Annotated in this window: 14 protein-coding genes and 1 other RNA gene; 8 read left to right on the top strand and 7 right to left on the bottom strand. The window is 32.5% G+C overall.

Annotated elements, in window-relative coordinates; all coding sequences use genetic code 11:
- The first annotated feature begins 18 nt into the window (after nt 1-18).
- From ACGLWY_RS16055 to ACGLWY_RS16075, 5 genes are all read left to right on the top strand, one after another.
- Nucleotides 19-1,755 carry a RagB/SusD family nutrient uptake outer membrane protein gene (locus tag ACGLWY_RS16055; protein WP_396620686.1) on the top strand — a complete coding sequence of 579 codons (1,737 nt, stop codon included), beginning with the start codon at nt 19-21 and terminating at the stop codon, nt 1,753-1,755.
- A gap of 46 nt (nt 1,756-1,801) precedes the next feature.
- Nucleotides 1,802-2,833 carry a DUF5627 domain-containing protein gene (locus ACGLWY_RS16060; protein ID WP_396620687.1) on the top strand — a complete coding sequence of 344 codons (1,032 nt, stop codon included), beginning with the start codon at nt 1,802-1,804 and terminating at the stop codon, nt 2,831-2,833.
- A 28-nt stretch (nt 2,834-2,861) separates the two neighbouring features.
- Nucleotides 2,862-5,015 carry an endo-1,4-beta-xylanase gene (locus ACGLWY_RS16065; RefSeq protein ID WP_396620688.1) on the top strand — a complete coding sequence of 718 codons (2,154 nt, stop codon included), beginning with the start codon at nt 2,862-2,864 and terminating at the stop codon, nt 5,013-5,015.
- A gap of 93 nt (nt 5,016-5,108) precedes the next feature.
- The gene (locus tag ACGLWY_RS16070) at nt 5,109-6,362 is read left to right on the top strand and encodes a cellulase family glycosylhydrolase (RefSeq protein WP_396620689.1); all 1,254 of its coding nucleotides are present in this window, start codon (nt 5,109-5,111) and stop codon (nt 6,360-6,362) included.
- Nucleotides 6,363-6,442: 80 nt separating this feature from the next.
- Nucleotides 6,443-10,486, top strand: coding sequence for an FG-GAP-like repeat-containing protein (locus tag ACGLWY_RS16075; RefSeq protein WP_396620690.1), 4,044 nt, complete (start codon nt 6,443-6,445; stop codon nt 10,484-10,486).
- Between the two features lie 615 nt (nt 10,487-11,101).
- Here the strand turns inward: ACGLWY_RS16075 and ssrA are convergent.
- Nucleotides 11,102-11,496, bottom strand: a transfer-messenger RNA (tmRNA) gene (gene ssrA / locus ACGLWY_RS16080).
- 293 nt (nt 11,497-11,789) lie between these two features.
- On the opposite strand from ssrA, the gene ACGLWY_RS16085 reads away from it, so the two are divergent.
- The 3 genes from ACGLWY_RS16085 (at nt 11,790) to ACGLWY_RS16095 (ending at nt 14,773) form a co-directional block, all read left to right on the top strand.
- The gene (locus tag ACGLWY_RS16085; RefSeq protein ID WP_396620744.1) at nt 11,790-12,995 is read left to right on the top strand and encodes an NAD(P)-dependent oxidoreductase; all 1,206 of its coding nucleotides are present in this window, start codon (nt 11,790-11,792) and stop codon (nt 12,993-12,995) included.
- 37 nt (nt 12,996-13,032) lie between these two features.
- Entirely contained in the window at nt 13,033-13,812 is a 780-nt protein-coding gene (locus tag ACGLWY_RS16090; protein ID WP_396620691.1) for an SDR family NAD(P)-dependent oxidoreductase, read from the top strand.
- A 211-nt stretch (nt 13,813-14,023) separates the two neighbouring features.
- Nucleotides 14,024-14,773: a slipin family protein gene (locus ACGLWY_RS16095; protein WP_396620692.1), complete on the top strand. Its 750-nt coding sequence runs from the start codon at nt 14,024-14,026 to the stop codon at nt 14,771-14,773.
- Nucleotides 14,774-15,057: 284 nt separating this feature from the next.
- On the opposite strand, the gene ACGLWY_RS16100 is transcribed toward ACGLWY_RS16095, so the two are convergent.
- From ACGLWY_RS16100 to ACGLWY_RS16125, 6 genes are all read right to left on the bottom strand, one after another.
- A complete protein-coding gene (locus ACGLWY_RS16100) occupies nt 15,058-15,726 on the bottom strand; it encodes a DUF1361 domain-containing protein (protein ID WP_396620693.1) in 669 nt (222 codons plus the stop codon).
- Nucleotides 15,714-16,097, bottom strand: a complete 384-nt coding sequence (locus ACGLWY_RS16105; protein WP_396620694.1) for a DUF2809 domain-containing protein — start codon at nt 16,095-16,097, stop codon at nt 15,714-15,716. The genes ACGLWY_RS16100 and ACGLWY_RS16105 overlap by 13 nt, the downstream gene beginning before the upstream one ends.
- Nucleotides 16,094-16,723 (bottom strand): vancomycin high temperature exclusion protein, encoded by a 630-nt coding sequence (locus ACGLWY_RS16110; RefSeq protein ID WP_396620695.1) that lies wholly within the window; start codon nt 16,721-16,723, stop codon nt 16,094-16,096. Before ACGLWY_RS16110 ends, ACGLWY_RS16105 begins: the two co-directional genes overlap by 4 nt.
- Complete coding sequence (locus tag ACGLWY_RS16115; protein ID WP_396620696.1) at nt 16,720-17,223, bottom strand: Coq4 family protein; 504 nt, start codon at nt 17,221-17,223, stop codon at nt 16,720-16,722. Before ACGLWY_RS16115 ends, ACGLWY_RS16110 begins: the two co-directional genes overlap by 4 nt.
- Nucleotides 17,224-17,301: 78 nt before the next feature.
- Nucleotides 17,302-17,595 carry a winged helix-turn-helix domain-containing protein gene (locus tag ACGLWY_RS16120; protein ID WP_396620697.1) on the bottom strand — a complete coding sequence of 98 codons (294 nt, stop codon included), beginning with the start codon at nt 17,593-17,595 and terminating at the stop codon, nt 17,302-17,304.
- A gap of 61 nt (nt 17,596-17,656) precedes the next feature.
- On the bottom strand, nt 17,657-18,265 hold the full coding sequence (locus tag ACGLWY_RS16125) for a hypothetical protein (protein WP_396620698.1): 609 nt from the start codon (nt 18,263-18,265) through the stop codon (nt 17,657-17,659).
- Between the last annotated feature and the right edge of the window lie 95 nt (nt 18,266-18,360).

Raw genomic sequence — 18,360 nt, forward strand, 5'->3', positions numbered from 1 at the left:
AAGTATAAATTAAATGATATGAACAAAAAACTATTAATTTTTTTATCGGCTATAATTATTTTTACTAGCTGTGATGATCTTTTTGAGCCAGCTATAGAAAATAATAGAGGGTTAGAAGAAATGTATGAGGAAGCTGAATTTGCTCAAGGAATTCTTCTTAATGGTTACACAAGACTTCCTAATAACGGATGGTCGTTTAATGATGTAGCTACAGATGATGCCGTAACAAACGATGATAATAATGGGTATTTAAAAATAGCAACAGGACAGTGGACTTCTAATTTAAATCCTTTAGATCAATGGAGAAATGCAAAAGCAGCCATTCAATATTTAAATATTTTTCTATCAGAAGCAGATAAAGTTAGATGGGCTAAAGATGAAGATGTTAGTGAATTATTTAGACAAAGGCTAAAAGGCGAAGCTTATGGGCTAAGAGCACTTTTTACATATTACATGTTGCAAGCACATTCTGGAGTGGTAGATAGTGGAAGCTTATTAGGTGTTCCAATTTTACTAGAACCAGAAGATGCTAATTCAAATTTTAATATACCACGAAATACATTTGAACAATGTATGCAGCAGTTATACAGTGATGTTTCTATGGCAGAAAATTTACTGCCACTTGATTTTGAAGATGCGTCTTCAATACCAGCAGGCTATGATAATTTAGATGATTATAATAGAGTTTTTGGATTCTATGCTAGACAAAGAATGACAGCAAGAATCGCTATGGTAGTTAGGGCACAAGCAGCTTTACTAGCAGCTAGTCCAGCTTATAGTAATGCTAATTCTACAACTTGGGAAGATGCTGCTAGCTATTCAGGAACATTGTTAAATCTTAATGGAGGAGTTACTGGTTTAGCCAATAATGGACATACTTGGTATACTAATGTTGATGAAATGAATAATTTAGGAACAGGAGTTAATCCGGCCGAAATTATTTGGCGTACAGATATTGGAGATAGTAATAATTTAGAGGCAGATAATTTTCCTCCTACATTATATGGAAGAGGTCGTATAAATCCAACGCAGAATTTGGTTGATGCTTTTCCTATGGCTAACGGCTACCCAATATCGAATCCAGCAAGTAATTACGATTCTTCGAATCCTTATGCTAATAGAGATCCGCGTTTAAAAACCTATATTTTAGTTAATGGAGATGTTGCAGGGGTTAATAGTACTGTAATTAATACTAATAACGATGGAACAACAAACGATGCATTGAATAAGGTAGAAACCTCAACACGTACAGGATATTATTTAAAGAAACTTCTAAGACAGGATGTGAATTTAAATCCTACTTCAACAACCTCACAAAGGCATTATAAACCAAGAATGAGGTATACAGAATTATATCTTATTTATGCAGAAGCAGCAAACGAAGCTTGGGGACCACTAGGAACTGCTAATATAGGTTTTTCATCGTACGATGTTGTATCAGTAATACGTAAAAGAGCTGGTATTGCACAACCTGACATGTATTTAGAATCTGTTAAGAATGATAAAGCTTTAATGCGAGAATTAATTAAAAATGAACGTCGCTTAGAATTGTGTTTTGAAGGATTCCGTTTTTGGGATTTAAGACGATGGAAGGATGATTTAAATGAAACAGCTAAGGGTGTAAAAATAGAAGAAGGTAATTACAACACAATTAATGTAGAAAGTAGGCTTTTTGATGGTTATATGAATTACGGACCTATTCCATACAGTGAAATTTTAAAATTTGATGCCTTAGAGCAAAACAAAGGATGGTAATTTGTTAAAGACTTTAATTAGAATAGCAATAAATAAAAATAAAAATATGAAAAATACAGTATTTATAATGTTTATAATCACACTTGTATCTCTAACATCTTGTGAGAATCAAGATTGGGAGTTTGATGATTATGAATATCAATCAGTTTATTTCGCTTATCAATATCCTGTTAGAACCTTAACACTAGGAGAAGATGTTTTTGATACATCATTAGATAATGAACATAAGTCAAAAATATTAGCAACTCTAGGTGGTGTTTATGAAAATAATAAGGATATAACTATAGATTTTTCTGTAGATAATTCCTTAGTATCAGATTTGCTTTTTGAAGCTGGTAAGGAGCCAATGGTGCCATTACCAAGTTCTTATTATAATTTAGCCTCAGATAAAATGATTATATCTAAAGGAGAAATTATGGGAGGAGTAGAGGTACAATTTACCGATGCTTTTTTTGAAGATCCATTAGCAACAAAAAGAAATTATGTAATTCCTATACGTATGGAAAATGTAATTAATGCAGATACTATTTTATCTGGAGAAGCATTGGTGGCAAATCCAAGAAGAGGAATAAGTAGTGATTGGAGTATTCAACCTAAGGATTTTATCTTTTATGCTGTGAAATATGTAAATACGTGGCATGGAATTTATTTGAGAAGAGGCCAAGATGTCATTACTGGGAATAATGGAAATACTTTATTAGATGATGTTATTACCAGACATGAAGAATATGTTGAATATGATGAGGTTTTTAATGTAAATACACAATCTTTAAGTAAATCTGGAATGCAAGTTGTTTTCAAAGATGAAAATGGTAATAATATTAATTGCGATTTAATTTTAAGTTTTGATAATGATGGAAACTGCACAGTGTCTTCTGATTCTAATGATTTTACAGCTATAGGAAATGGGAAATTTATTAAAAATGGAGAAAAAAATAGCTGGGGTAGTAAAGATAGAGATGCATTATACTTAGATTATGAAATTAACATGGAGGAAATGCGAGTCATTACTAAAGATACTTTGGTGTTGAGAAATAGAGGGGTTACCGCAGAGACATTTTCTCCTGTAATTCAATAATTTTTAGACTAAACTTAATAAAGACAAAATGATGAAACTATATAAAATATGGGCTTGTGCTTCAATTTTTACAATGTTTGTTTCTTGTGCAGATAGAGATAGACCAGGATTTGAAGTAGAAAAGCCAGAAAGCATAGCTTTACAAGAAGTTATTGATGATTATTCTGATTTGAAAACTTATGTAGATAAGGAATCTAATCCTGGTTTTAAATTAGGAGCAGGAATTTCATTATCAGATTATGTTAGTAGAAATGTAATTTACAGATTGGTCAATAGAAATTTTGATGAAATAACATTAGGATACGGAATGAAGCATGGAGCCATTGTAAAATCTGATGGTACTTTAGACCTTGAAAATGTAAATGATTTTTTAATGGCTTCAAATGAAGCTAATATATCGGTTTATGGACACACATTGTGTTGGCATGCTAATCAAAATGCTGGATACCTTAATAGAATTATAGGACCATTAGTTGTTACACCTCCTTCAGTAGCAAATTCTTTAGACTTAACAGGTTTAAATAATGGAGATTTTCAAGGTTGGGGTATAGCTAATAACGGGGCAGGAATTTCTATTGAAGATGGAATGGGCTTATCTGCTAACACCCAGGCTATTAAATTAGTCTCTAATGTTGGTTCAACTAATCCAAATGATTTAGAGTTAGTAACACCCGATATACAGGTAGTTGAAGGACATACTTATGAAGTCGTTTTTTATATAAAATCAGATAAACCAGGTGAAGGACGTATGTCCTTTGAAGGTTTATTAGATAATGAGCCAATTTTAGATTGGACAGGAAGTGGTATGGAAAGTGAAACTTTTCAAACAGATATTTCTTGGAAAGAAGTTAGATTCCAAATAAGTGATTTTCAATCCAACGCTTTTAAAGCTCACTTACAGTTAGGTTATCAATCTGATGTTAATTATTATGTAGATGTAAATAATTTCCATATTTATGATACAGAAGGAGAAGTTGCTGTTAGTAATTTAATAGCAAATGGAGATTTTGAAGAAGGTCATATAGATGGCTGGGGAGGCTGGGGTAATAATTCAACCAGAGAAATTACCAGTGATGGAGAAGGATTTGGAGGAACGGGTTATGCATTGGCAGTAACTAACCCATCATCGGTTGATGGTTTTTGGATTGTTCAATCAAGTTTAGCAATTTCTGAATTGGAAGCAGGAGAAGAATATATTTTAAGTTTTTATGTAAAATCTACCGATGCTAACGGTAATATTAGGCCAGAAATGCAAAGTACATCATGGCAAGATGGAGCAGATGGTTTTGGAACCGTTTATTTATCAAATGAATGGAGTAAGGTAGAACTAGCTGTAACTCCATCAGTAGCTGGACGAAATCATTTGGTTATAAGCTATGGTGATACAGTAGGTACCGTTTATATAGATAATGTGGTTTTAAGAAAAGCAGGAGGCTCAACCAGCGAACCAATATTTGTAGAAAAATTACCAGAGGTTAAGAAAACAATAATAGCTGAAGCTTTAGAGAGTTGGATTTCACAAATGGTATCAAATTGTTCAACATATGTTAAAGCTTGGGATGTTGTAAATGAGCCAATGGACGACGGAAATCCATATGAGTTAAAAACAGGAGAAGGGAAAACATTATCGTCAGACGAATTCTACTGGCAAGATTATTTAGGAAAAGATTATGGAGTAGAAGCCTTTAGGTTAGCTAGAGAATATGGTAATGCTGATGATAAATTATTTATTAATGATTATAATTTGGAATATAATCTCGATAAATGTAAAGGACTTATTCAATATGTAGAGTATATAGAATCTCAAGGACAGACTGTTGACGGGATAGGAAGTCAAATGCACATAAGTATCAACTCTAACAAAGAAAACATAGCTACAATGTTCCAGTTATTAGCAGAGACAGGTAAATTAATTAAAGTATCTGAGTTAGATGTTCGGGTTTTAGTTGATGATCCATCAGAAGAAATTTTACAACAACAGGCTGATATGTATAAATATGTGGTTGATATGTATGAAAAATACATACCAGTAAATCAGCGTTACGGTATTACCGTTTGGGGTGTAACGGATAGTCCAGAAAATACAAATTGGTTGCCTGGTGAAAAGCAAGGGTTGTGGACTATAGATTATTTAAGAAAGCCTGCTTATGCTAGTTTTGCAGAAGGTTTGAGTGGGTTATAATAATAAGAGTTAAATTTTAGTTTAGTTAATGTTTGAGATATGCTGTATGTTATTTAAATGTATGGCATATTTTGTTTAAAGAAATTTTTTGTTATGAATAAATTGTACTTATTTTTATTATTATGTGTTGTATTAAGTTGCTCAAAAAATGACAATGAAGTGGTTAAGATTACACAGCCAGAAAAACAAGAACAAGAAGAAATAGAAGAAAATGAAATAATCGATCGTCCTATAGCAACACCAGAATTGCATGTTAATGGAAGATTTCTGAATGATCCCTGTGGGAATAATGTATTGTTACATGGAGTAGCTATAACACCTAGCCCTTGGTTTAATGGCGGAGCAGTAGGGGATTGGAGATGGAATAATTATGATATCAATGGATGCTTGGATTATAATAAGGGGGTTATGGATAAATTGACCAATACGGATGAAGGATGGTATTTAAATTATGTAAGACTACATATAGACCCGTATTGGACCAATAATGTTGGTGCCTCAACAGATGGAGAACATGATATTTCCCAGTTTAATTTTGAACGTTTTAAATTAGCTATAGATAATGTAATCATACCTTTAATTGCACATGCCAAATCTCGTGGTATGTATGTGGTTCTTAGACCACCAGGTGTATGTCCTAGAGATTTGGAAGTAGGAGATGGTTATTATGATTATTTGGTTTCTATTTGGGATTATTTATCAACTCATTCAGGTTTAAAAAATGCAGATAACGTCATGTTTGAATTAGCTAATGAACCTATAACAATAAAAAGTACAAATGGAGATTTTGGTAGTAATACTCAACCACATTTTGATGCTTTAAAACTATTTTTTCAGCCTATTGTAAATATAATTAGAAATAATGGAGCGAGTAATATAATATGGATACCAGGTTCAGGATACCAATCGCATTATAAAGGATATCCTAACAATCCTATTGAAGGAGAAAATATAGGATATGCCGTTCATATCTATCCAGGGTATTGGGGACAAGACAATAATAATCCTGAAACTTTTAGATTAAATTGGAATGAAAATATAAAACCAGTTGCCAATATAGCTCCTATTGCAATTACTGAAATTGATTGGGGACCAGAACAATATGGTGTTTGGGGCAAAGGGGGAATTACTGGTGTTGCAGGCGGCTGGGGTTTTGGAGCCAATTTTAAAGCGCTAGTAGATGAATCTGGCAATGTATCATGGAATTTATTAGCTCCTGAGAATTTAATAGATGAAGGGGCATTAGATGGAGGAATAGCTTATGGTAGTGATCCTGATGCATGTGCTTTCCCTGTGCATAAATGGTTTAAAGAATACGCTAAGGATTTTATAATTTGTGAAAACTAATATTTTCTATAGAAGCAAGTTCTTTTAAACTAGCAATATTATCTTATTTAAGTTTCCTCAAATGATTAACTGTTAAAATAATGAAAACCAAAAACATATTACTAAAGTTCATTATTGCTGGGTTATTCTCATTTTTGTCTTTTCAAAAATTAAAAGCTCAAACATTTAAACGTATAGAGAGTTTTGCTGGGCTTGAATCTGTAAGTAAAAATAATGGGGTATCTGTGGCGGATTATGATAATGATGGGGATTTAGATTTATTTGTTGTAGCAAAAAGTCAAGATTCAAAAGATGATGAGACAAGTTACAGTCGATTGTTTAAAAATAATAACGATGGAACATTCACTGATGTAACAGAATTTTCAGGGTTAGTTAATTTATTTCCAATTGGAGAGAGCGCAATATCATCTGTTGCATTAGCAGGTTTTAAATTTGGTGCTTTTTGGGGTGATTATGACAATGATGGTTATCCAGATTTATTTTTTACACACTCAAATAAAATCCAATTATTTCATAATGAGTCCAATGGAACTTTTGTGGAAAAAACTGATATTGCAGGTTTTGAAAAAAATAATGGCTGTGTTAATACAGATGCCACTTGGTTTGACTATAATAATGATGGCTTCCTAGATATTTATATATCCGATTGGAATATATCTAATTCTGGATCTTCTTGTAAAGGAAATCAACTATATAGAAATAATGGTGATTCCACGTTTACAAACGTGAGTGATATATTCGAAGGTGTTGTAAGAAAATCTTCGTATCAAAGTATGCCTTTTGATTTCAATAATGATGGTTGGATGGATTTATATGTAGCAAATGATTATGGCACAGAACCCAACGATTTATTTATTAATAATAATGGAAATGGATTTGTAGAGCAAGCAAATGCCTATGGTTTAGACCATTCTAAAGATGATATGGGAATTGCCATTGGAGACTATAATAATGATGGTTTCTTTGATTTTTATATTACGGCAATAACAGAAAATGCCCTTTTAGAGAATAATAAAAATAATACTTTTACTAATCGATCAACCGAATTAAATGTTAATAATACAGGCTGGGCATGGGGCGTTAATTTTTCAGATTTCGATTTAGATACTGATGAGGATTTATTTGTTTTAAATGGATACCAGTTTGGAGGTCCCTTTTCTACAGAAAACATATATTTTGAAAATTTGTTTGCAGATGGAGATAATAAGTTTGTTAACAGTTCGGTAAAAACGAATTTATTGGCAAATGTTATTAGTGTTAGTCAAGTCGCTTTCGATTACGATAATGATGGGGATTTAGATATTTATGTAACCAATAATAATACAGGGTCTTTTTTTTATGAAAATCAACTTTTAGATTTTGTTAAGCCAAGTGAGGATTTACATTGGTTAAAAGTAAAACTAGAAGGAACCATATCAAATAGAGATGCTATAGGGGCTAAAGTGTCTGTTAAAACAACAAAAGGCACTTTTCTTAGATATAATTCAGGAAAAGGGTTTTTATCACAAAGTTTATTACCATTACATTTTGGATTAAGTTCAGATACCAATGTTTTAGAAATAGAAATTATTTGGCCTTCTGGAATTATTGAAAATTATAAAGATTTACCATCTGATACTACTATAAAACTAAAAGAGAATGAAGGTTATTCTATTGATGAAACCCCTCCTAGTATAAAACAATATGGTTGTACAGACCCTAATTCCTGCAATTACAATCCATTTGCAGTAGTTAGTACCGAAACATGTATTTATTTAGAGGCAAATAACATTATAGGCGCTTTAAAGGCTCATAAGAATAGTGTTGAAGTATATAGTTATCCAATAAAAGAAGGGAATTCCCTTGTATGGAAAGTAGAAGGAGGTACCATTATAGAACAGAAAACTATAAATTCGATAGATGTAGAATGGGGCACTGGCAGCACGGGTAAAATTAGTTTAGTAGAGTCTAGCGATTTGTGTAATAGTGGATTGGTAGAATTATCTGTTGCATTGTTAGATAATGATGTTGATATTGAAAAACATTCAGTTGCTCGGTTATGGAATGAAGCTTTATTGGAATTAATAAGAAAAGACTATGCAAGACCAACGGTTCATTCTAGAAATTTATTTCATACTAGTATTGCTATGTACGATGCTTGGGCTATTTATGATGATAACGCATCTACATATTTAATAGGTAATGATATTAATGGGTTTTCAAGTAAATTTAATGGGTTTACTACAACCGAAAGTATAGAAGCGGCAAGAAATCAAACTATAAGTTATGCCGCATATAGACTTCTTAGTGAGCGTTTCAGGCAATCTCCAAATCAAATTTTATCTCAATCTATTCTAGATTCACTTATGGATGAATTGGGATATGATATTTCAATAGATGGCATAGATTATGCTAATGGCGATCCCAAAGCATTAGGCAATTATATAGCAAATCAAATTATTGGCTATGGTTTACAAGATGGTTCTAACGAAGCTAATCAATATAAAAACACGTATTACGAGCCAGTAAATGAACCATTAAAATTGTCACAACCAGAAAGTTTACTTAATATAAATCCCGATAGATGGCAGCCATTAAGTTTTAATACATTTATAGATCAAAGTGGTAATTTAATAGAGGGTGTGACCCCAGGTTTTTTAGGGCCAGAGTGGGGTAATGTTTATCCATTTTCATTAGAAGAATCAGATAAAAAAACATATTCCCGTTCAGGGCATAACTATCATGTATATTATGACCCGATACCACCTCCTAGTATTTATTTTGATCAATATAAATGGAGCTTTTCACTTGTAGCTAAGTGGTCTTCACATTTAGATCCTGCAGATGGTGTTTTATGGGATATCTCACCTAAATCTATAGGTAACATTTCTAGTTCTCTATTCCCTCGTAATTATGATGATTATAAAAATTTTTATGATGAAATTGACGGAGGTGATATTGGAACTGGGCGTTTAATAAATCCATACACAAAAGATTTATATCAAGAGCAAGTAGTGCCACGAGGGGATTATACTAGGGTTTTAGCCGAGTTTTGGGCAGATGGTCCAGATTCAGAAACGCCACCAGGTCATTGGTTTACAATATTAAATTATGTTAGTGATCATGAATTATTGGAAAAGAAGCTAAATGGAGAAGGCGATGTTTTAGATAACCTCGAATGGGATGTCAAATCATATTTTATCCTTGGTGGAGCAATGCACGATTCAGCCATATCAGCATGGAGTATAAAAGGATGGTATGATTATGTTAGACCAATAACAGCTATAAGGTATATGGCTGAAAAGGGACAGAGCACTGAAACGTTAAGACAAAATTATAATGAGTTAGGAATTCCTTTAGAAGAAGGGTTTGTAGAAGTAATAGAATTAGATGACCCATTAGTTGGAGAGAATAATGAAAACTTAGGAAAAATAAAGATAAAATCATGGAAAGGACATAGCTATGTTAATGATCCAAAAACAGATACAGCAGGAGTAGGTTGGATTTTGTCTCAAGATTGGTGGCCTTATCAACGGCCAACTTTTGTAACACCTCCATTTGCTGGATTTGTTTCAGGACATTCAACTTTTTCTAGGGCCGCCGCTGAGGTAATGACATTGATAACAGGGAGTGAATATTTTCCTGGTGGGATGGGTGAGTTTTTGGCTAAAAAAGATGATTTTTTAGTATTTGAAAAAGGGCCTTCTGTAGATGTAAAACTACAATGGGCAACATATAGAGATGCTTCAGATCAATGTAGCCTATCAAGAATTTGGGGAGGTATACATCCTCCAATAGATGATATTCAGGGAAGGTTAATAGGTGAAGAAATAGGAAAAAAAGCTTTTTTTTATGGTGCTAAATATTTTGATGGTAATAAGAAATTTAATGATTATAATTTAAATAAAGCTGTAGCATATCCTAATCCAGTTTCTAACAATTCTAACGAGATTTTTATAACTAATACCTCTAAAAATGATAATATTTCTTTATTTGATATAAATGGAAGATTTTTGAGTATTGAATTGGAATTTAATGAAGCTACTAAAATTTCAAAAATCAAATTAGTTAAACATATATCGAATGGGATTTATATTCTAAGATTGAATAATCAATCCATTAAAATTGCGGTTGGTCATAATTAACTTATCACTCAGGTACCTTAATAGCTTAAAATATTTAGCAAGTGTGGCGTGACGGAATGTTTTTGGTTGATTACTGATACTTCGGTAATAGTTAAAAGTTTGATGACTAAAAGTTACTTTATTACGATAGATTTTAAAAGATTATCTAAAAAAGAGCAAGAAGCGAAAAAATGTGAGCCAGTATCACCTATAGTGATGGAGACGATACAATTCTTGAAACACATAAATATAGCGTAATAGATTTTCCTTTGGATGAACTGCGTTTATTTTTCGTGTATACTTCGTATTATATTTACAGCCATAATTTATAAGATTAGCTATTTGCGGTGATAATCGCCGTTGTACAAATATATTGTAAATTATGTTATTTTTAAATTGTATAAACTATGTGATTGTGTTGATTTTTATTACAAATGTTGTGTGTAGATTAATCATTGTAATTTAATTCTATCTAATGTTTGTACAAACAAAAAGTTGAGATGTATTTTGTTTGCACATCCAACATCTTTTTAACGACAACCCTTAAGGTGTTCGAATCGGTATCTTGGAGAGTTGAACTTTTAAAAAGTTTATAAAAAACAAAGCCACTGTCTTTCAGTAGCTTTGTTTGTCTTTCTGTGGAGTCGGAGAGAATCGAACTCTCGTCCAAACAAGTAACCAAAAGGCTTTCTACACGTTTATTCTTTTCTTGGGTTTTCGATTACAAGCTGGTTAAAGACAACCTACATGTAACTTAGCTTCTTTAGTTTCAACTGGGCATCAAAGCACTACCCAATCTATGTTAACATTTACGATGCCTCAAAAAGGAACGCCGTTAACCAAGGCTTTCCGGAGACATAAAGCTTGTACACCTTGTGTACCTAGGCTAATCTTACTAAAATTCAGATTAAGCAGCTAAAGCGTAGTTATTCTCGCCGTTTAAAGTTTGACCTAGCCTTTTACGTGTTTCAAAGTCATTACACGACGTGCTTACCATTCAATTAATCTCGCTGTCAAAACCAGTCGACCCCATTAATTCCTGCGAAGGCAGGAATCTTATAAATTGAAAAAATAATATTCTTAATTATGGCGTTATCCAAAAGATCTAGGCTCCCCGCTACATCTTTTGCAAAAGCAAAAGGATGTCGCTTCAAATGCCAAAGGTATTCACAAATTCCTATTTGTTTAAATAGGAATGTATGAGTAATCCTTAACGCGGACTGCAAAGTTATCAAAAAAGTTTGTATACCCTTGCAAATCCAACTATTTTAGAGCAAAATTTATACCAAAGCACAAGTTGTCAGTAAACAATCAACAAATGAATATAAAATTCGCTATCATCAAAGAGCGTAAAAACCCACCAGATCGTCGCGTGGTATTTTCACCAGCAAAATTAGCCGAAGCCGAAACTCAATTTCCTGAAGCTACTTTTAAAGTAGAATTGTCTGATATTAGGTTTTTTTCAGATGAGGCATATAAAAAAGCAGGATTTGAAGTGACAAATGATGTGTCCGATTGTGATGTGATGATAGGTGTAAAAGAAGTGCCTATAGAAGCGCTTATTCCAAATAAAAAATATTTTTTCTTTTCCCATACTATAAAAAAACAGCCTTACAATAGAAAACTGTTACAGGCTATTTTAGAAAAAAACATAGAACTTTATGATTATGAAACCATTGTAAATAACCAAGGATTTCGCTTAATAGGGTTTGGTTATTATGCAGGTATTGTTGGTGTTTATAATGGGTTTCGTGCTTGGGGATTAAAATTCGATTCTTGGAATTTACCAAAAGCAGGAACATTGCCTAATCAAGAAGCTTTAATCACCGAATTAAACAAAATAAAACTACCCGCCATTAAAATACTATTAACAGGAAGTGGAAAAGTATCAAACGGTGCACAACACATGTTGGATGCCATGCGCATTAAAAAAGTTTCGGTACATGATTATTTGAATAACTCGTTTAGTGAGGCTGTATATTGTAAAATTGACGTGCTGGATTATAACAAACGTAAAGACGGAAAAGTAATAGATGTGTTTGATTTTTTTAATAATCCACAAGATTACGAGTCTAACTTTATGCGTTTTGCCAAGGTAACTGATTATTATATTGCAGGGCATTTTTATGGAAATGACGCGCCCCATTTTTATACAAAACAAGATGTTAAATCTCCTCATTTTAATATTAAAGTAGTTGCCGATATTAGTTGTGATGTTAATGGGCCTATTGCTACTACTTTAAGAGCCTCAACCATTTTAGATCCTATTTATGGCTATGACCCACAAACCGAAACCGAAACCGATTTTAAATCAGAAAATGCTATAGCTGTTATGTCGGTAGATAATTTACCTTGCGAGCTTCCTAAAGATGCCAGCGAAGGGTTTGGGGAGCAATTTTTACAGCATGTTATCCCTGCTTTCTTTAATAATGATGTCGATGGTGTTTTACAGCGAGCTAAAATAACTGAAAATGGCAGGTTAACCGAGCGTTTTAAATATTTGCAAGATTATGTAAATGAAAAGCAATAGCTTTGCATGCTAAATTCCCCTAATTGAACTTGAATTTATGACAAAAACGGCATTAATAACTGGAGCTGCTTCAGGGTTGGGCTATGAATTGGCTTTGCTATTGGCCAATGATGGCTATAACTTAATTTTAATAGATATAGATAATACTAACTTACAAATTGCAAAAACTGACATAGAGAACATGTTTTCGTGCAATGTGTCTACACTATTAAAAGATTTAAGCAAACCTAACGTTGCTACCGAAATAATGGAAGAAATCAATCATGTACCAGTAGATGTTTTGGTCAATAATGCTGGGTTTGGCTTGTTTGGAACTTTTGCCAATACCGAGTGGGAACGCGAGTTGGATATGTTACATGTGCATATTTTAACCACAACGCATTTAACCAAGCTCGTGTTAGAGGGCATGTTAAAACGTGGTTCGGGAAAAATACTTAATATGTCTTCGTTGGCGGCTTTTCAACCGGGACCACTTATGTCTATTTATTACGCTTCTAAGTCGTATTTGTTATCATTTTCTGAAGCTATTGCCAACGAGTTAAAAGGCACGGGTGTAACCGTTACAGCATTATGTCCAGGACCAACTAAAACATCGTTTCAAAAAGTAGTTTCAAAAAATACTTCAGAAAATAAGATTAGTTTTAATATGGCATGTGCATCGGAAGTAGCGCTTTATGGTTATAACGCCATGCAAAAAGGAAAAACGGTTGCTATTCCAGGTATCTTAAATAAATTTCTTTCAACCATACATCGCTTTGTTTCTAGAAGCATGGCTACAAGGATAGTTAGGAACTTGCAGGAAAAAAACAGGGACTAATAATAATTTCATTAGTGTCCGATTAAAGATTCTAAGCTTCACTAAAAGAAAATAGAATAAAGACTAAATGACCCCAATGTAATAATTTCTAAAGGGATTAAATTAAAGCATATATTTTCTTGATTTATTTGATGAATTTCTTTTTATAGTTGTTAAAAAAGAATTATCTTATAAGATAATTAACTGAGTATTAACTAAAAAGAGATGTATTATGAATCCTCCTTTAATGTTTACGGTTGTTCTTGTGGTACTCCTATTATCGGGTATACGCATTATTTTTGAATACAAACGCGCTTTAAAATTTAGGTTTGGTAAATATATTAAAACCTTACAACCTGGATTTAGATGGATTATTCCCATAGTTGAGACCATACAGATAGTGGATATTCGGGTTATCACAATTAATGTGGTTTCCCAGGAAGTTATGACCGAAGATAACGTGCCATGTAGTATTGATGGTGTGGTGTTTTTTAAGGTTGTTGACCCTGAAATGGCGGTCTTGGAAGTTGAAGAGTACAAATTTGCCATTACACAATTATCACAGGCAGCTTTGCGTGATGTTTGTGGTAAGGTTGAACTGGATACCATTCTATCCAAACGGGAAGAAATGGGCAAAAACATCAAGAAAATTGTTGAGGTTGAAACCAAGCAATGGGGCATTGATATTATTGATGTCAAGATAAAAGACATCCAATTGCCTGAAAACATGAAACGTATGATGGCCAATCAAGCAGAAGCAGAACGTTCCAGACGTGCACGTATTATTTTGGCATTGGCGGAAGAGCAAGCAGCGGGCAAGTTACTGGAAGCTGGTAAACTGATAGATCAATCGCCATCAGCGATTAAATTAAGGTTATATCAAACGTTATCTAACATTGCAGCAGAAAAGAACTCAACCATAGTGTTCCCGTTCCCGGAAGAAGTATTGCCTAGACAACATAAAAAAGAAACTAGTAGTTAATGAACTCGTTTAAATTTAAAGAAAACACATATTAGGCCAGCAACGGTTTTTACGGTACGTTTTAGTACATGACAGTAATCCAAATATAATCAGATATATGTATGAACTTGCCGGAGCTGTATAAATAAAAAAGAGATGGAGAAGGACTTCGACGATGCTCAGTCTTACAACGTATGGTTTGAATTGGTTTTGTGGACACAGTTTCTCATAGGAACCTGTCGAAGCTATATGCAGAGAGGTTAGGTATTGGACTTCAACAAGCTCCATGTGACGCTTCATTTTTGTTATGTACTAAAGGATGGTTTATAGAGTTGTTTGAACATCCAAAATCCAATATTCAAGAATATTCCAAATAAAAAAGTAAACAACCAAGCTTCTCTATATATTATAGGCTGTAACACTATATTAAAAACATCTAAAATTAAATATTTAGGATTGCTTAGAATTTCCCAAGAATTATAACGTAAAAATCTGCCTAGATAGACTCCAAAACTTGATAGAAATAGAAGTATAATGAATAGAATATCGTTAACAGGTTTCTTTATGTATGCTTTTAGAATGTTTTTCATATCTAGCACCGATAAATAAAATAATAATAAGCCATTGCAAGCAAATGATGTTACTACCAGGATATCCAACCACAAATAAGAATCGGGGTTAAATCTTAAATGCATTAAATCCGTAATAATATATGATGCATTTGGTAAAAATAATAACCATATGCCAAACCAAAGTATGAGCTTCATTTTTTTAATGTTTGGTTGAAGGATTAAATAACTTGTAATAACAAATGGAATGATGGCTAGAAACAAATTCCATATTAAAAACAAGTAAAAGAATGAGTGGTTTAATTTTATTCTAATCATTAGCAAAAACACACTAAATATTAATGATATGACTAATACTGAATAAAGCTTAAATTGGTTGAATATGAATTGTTTTATGGTATACATAACTTGATTGGTTTTAGTTCAACAATTAAAACAGTAACGATTCCTAAGGTATATGCCACCAGATCTGAAAACTGAAAGGTGCTACCTAGTATGAGTTTGGCTGAATGGCTGTTTTGTAGGCTGAGCGGTTTAAGAATGTTAACCAGTTGTGAAAACTCTATAGCAAAAGAGAAGGCTAAAACACCCATAGCAATATAAAAATGCTTGCCTTTAATAAAGCTTTTAAAAAAGCAGTACATTAAAATGACTACCAAATAATCGCCAAAGGTGTGACGAATAAAGCCGCTTTTTAAAAAGGTAGCAATCAACACTTCAACTATAAGAAGCGTTATGGTTACTGTGAGATAGGTTTTGTTAAGTTTTAATGTCATCTTATTTCAATTTTTTCGCCAAGAAATTTTGGTTCTACGTTAAAGAGAATGTCTAAACAAGCTTTTGTTCTTGCGAGATATTCACGTAAGTTAGTTTTTAAACCATATTTGCCTTTTATATCTTGAGTATTGAAACCAATGGCTTTTATATTAAAATGCTTGGCCAAATAAATTGCTCGCTCATTATGAAATTTTTGAGAAATAATGGTAAATTCTGTAAGATTAAAAATTTCTTTTGCCCTCACAACCGAATCTAATGTTCTAAAACCTGCATAGTCTAGAAATATTTTTTCTTCAGGTATTCCATGTTTGATGAAGTCGTTTTTAAAATCTGTTGGTTCATCATAGTCGTTTTTGCCATTGTCACCACTAACTAAAATGAAATCTATTTTGTTTGCATTATATAATGAAACAGCAGCTTCAACTCTATATTGATAGTATAAATTTATACGACCATCAGACAGATATTTACTTGTCCCCAAAACCAGACCGACTTTATTTTTAGGGATTTGGAGCACGTCATTATAAATTGAATTTTTGGTTTGAAAAGACAACCAAAAATTTAAAGCGAAAATGACAATAAATACAAATAGGATTAGAAAAATAATCTTTTTTATGTATTTCATTTTAAGGTTTTAGTTTGAATATTTAGAAGACTCATTTGATCGTTTGAAAATATAGATTCTCTAAATGTATAAATAGAAACATTTAAAAGCTTTTTATAATCGTAATGATGAAAGGCATTTGCATTTTTTCCGATGCAATATGAATTATAATAAAACTTAAAATAATCTGGTAAAATAATAATGCCCAGTATAACCGCTCCATATAAGTAAAGACTTCTTTTTCCGTTACCAAAGCATAAACACTGTAAAGCAATTTCATCCTCAACTTTAGTCCCATATCCTGTTAAAGTATGATAGGCATCATGGCGTTCTACTTTTGAAATGAGTTCAAAATTATTTTTATCTAAAAATAAACCGAGATGCTTTCCAAAAGAGTCATCTGGATAAGTTAGTAATTCTTCTCTGTAAATACCCCAAGGCTGATGTTTCTTAAACATACTCGTATAAATTTCCTGAGATTTATTAAATAGCCATTCTATAATTTTTTTTCTTAATTTCATATATAAAGTACTTTGTATTTCAAAGTAAAAGATTAAAAAAATTTAAGTTTTTTTGTTATTCCTGTGAAGGCAGGAAAGTTATTGTTTGTTAATTAATTTTTCGAGTGCGTCAATATGTTTTTTAAATTCAAGTTCGCCCAATTTGGTTGTGCTATAACGCGTGTTTGGTTTTCTGCCAATAAATTGTTTTTCAACTTTTATATATTCAGCAGCTTCCAAAGCTTTTGTATGACTAGCTAAATTACCATCGGTTACTTCTAAAAGTTCTTTAAGCATATTAAAATCGGCATATTCGTTCACCATTAAAATAGACATGATGCCTAATCTAATTCTGTGATCGAATACTTTATTTATGTTGTTTATTATGCTCAATTGTTAAGTTTGTTTGTAGACACGTTTATTCGTTTATAAAACTGAAAACTGCTGCTGTTTACTAATTTGAATCATACTTAAAATGCATCCAGGTTCCATAAGCAATATGCATAATGCCAAAGCCCAAAACCCAAAGCCAAAAACCATAACCAGGGAGTAGGGCAGCAATTAATCCTAAGATGATTTCAGTTAAACCTAAATAGCGGATATCTCCAATGCTATATTTAGAAGCATTTATTAAGGCCAATCCATAAAAAATAAGCATTAAAGCACCTACTTGTCCATATTTTTGTTGATTTAAGATAATTAGAATGTACAAACCACCAACAACCAACGGAATTAAAAAGTTAATAACCAAGCGTCGTGAAGTAGCATCCCAAACTTTAGAACCGTTTTTCTTAGCCTTTTTGGTGGTTAAGATAATACCTGTTACAATGCTTAGCAAAGCAACCAAAACTAAATCCAACAGTACCCATCTAAATATTTGCCCATCAAGCATTAAAGTTCCATAGCTGAAATTCATCACTAAATAATAGGCAACGGCGGCTCCAATAAGAGCATAAACACCAGCCATTATTCCCGATAGGCCACTTAATGAAATAAAGCGAGACGATTTGTTCATTAAATGCTTAATCTCGCTAATGTCTTTTAAATAATCTTTAGAATCCATATTAAAGTACTTTGAATTACAAAGTAAATAAATAATTTTGAATATAGCATCGTAAAATTTTGTTAAGTTTGAAAAAGAATACAAATTAATTAAAA

The organism is Mariniflexile sp. HMF6888, from assembly GCF_044335535.1.
In the GTDB taxonomy this organism is placed as follows: Bacteria; Bacteroidota; Bacteroidia; order Flavobacteriales; family Flavobacteriaceae; genus Mariniflexile.

Excerpts from the sequence above, each read along its gene's own strand:
- ACGLWY_RS16070 (WP_396620689.1), top strand. The coding sequence starts at position 5,109 with ATGAATAAATTGTACTTATTTTTATTATTATGTGTTGTATTAAGTTGC.
- ACGLWY_RS16110 (WP_396620695.1), bottom strand. The coding sequence starts at position 16,723 with ATGAAATACATAAAAAAGATTATTTTTCTAATCCTATTTGTATTTATT.
- ACGLWY_RS16105 (WP_396620694.1), bottom strand. The coding sequence starts at position 16,097 with ATGACATTAAAACTTAACAAAACCTATCTCACAGTAACCATAACGCTT.
- ACGLWY_RS16065 (WP_396620688.1), top strand. The coding sequence starts at position 2,862 with ATGATGAAACTATATAAAATATGGGCTTGTGCTTCAATTTTTACAATG.
- ACGLWY_RS16115 (WP_396620696.1), bottom strand. The coding sequence starts at position 17,223 with ATGAAATTAAGAAAAAAAATTATAGAATGGCTATTTAATAAATCTCAG.
- ACGLWY_RS16055 (WP_396620686.1), top strand. The coding sequence starts at position 19 with ATGAACAAAAAACTATTAATTTTTTTATCGGCTATAATTATTTTTACT.
- ACGLWY_RS16100 (WP_396620693.1), bottom strand. The coding sequence starts at position 15,726 with ATGTATACCATAAAACAATTCATATTCAACCAATTTAAGCTTTATTCA.
- ACGLWY_RS16090 (WP_396620691.1), top strand. The coding sequence starts at position 13,033 with ATGACAAAAACGGCATTAATAACTGGAGCTGCTTCAGGGTTGGGCTAT.
- ACGLWY_RS16075 (WP_396620690.1), top strand. The coding sequence starts at position 6,443 with ATGAAAACCAAAAACATATTACTAAAGTTCATTATTGCTGGGTTATTC.
- ACGLWY_RS16060 (WP_396620687.1), top strand. The coding sequence starts at position 1,802 with ATGAAAAATACAGTATTTATAATGTTTATAATCACACTTGTATCTCTA.
- ACGLWY_RS16095 (WP_396620692.1), top strand. The coding sequence starts at position 14,024 with ATGAATCCTCCTTTAATGTTTACGGTTGTTCTTGTGGTACTCCTATTA.
- ACGLWY_RS16125 (WP_396620698.1), bottom strand. The coding sequence starts at position 18,265 with ATGGATTCTAAAGATTATTTAAAAGACATTAGCGAGATTAAGCATTTA.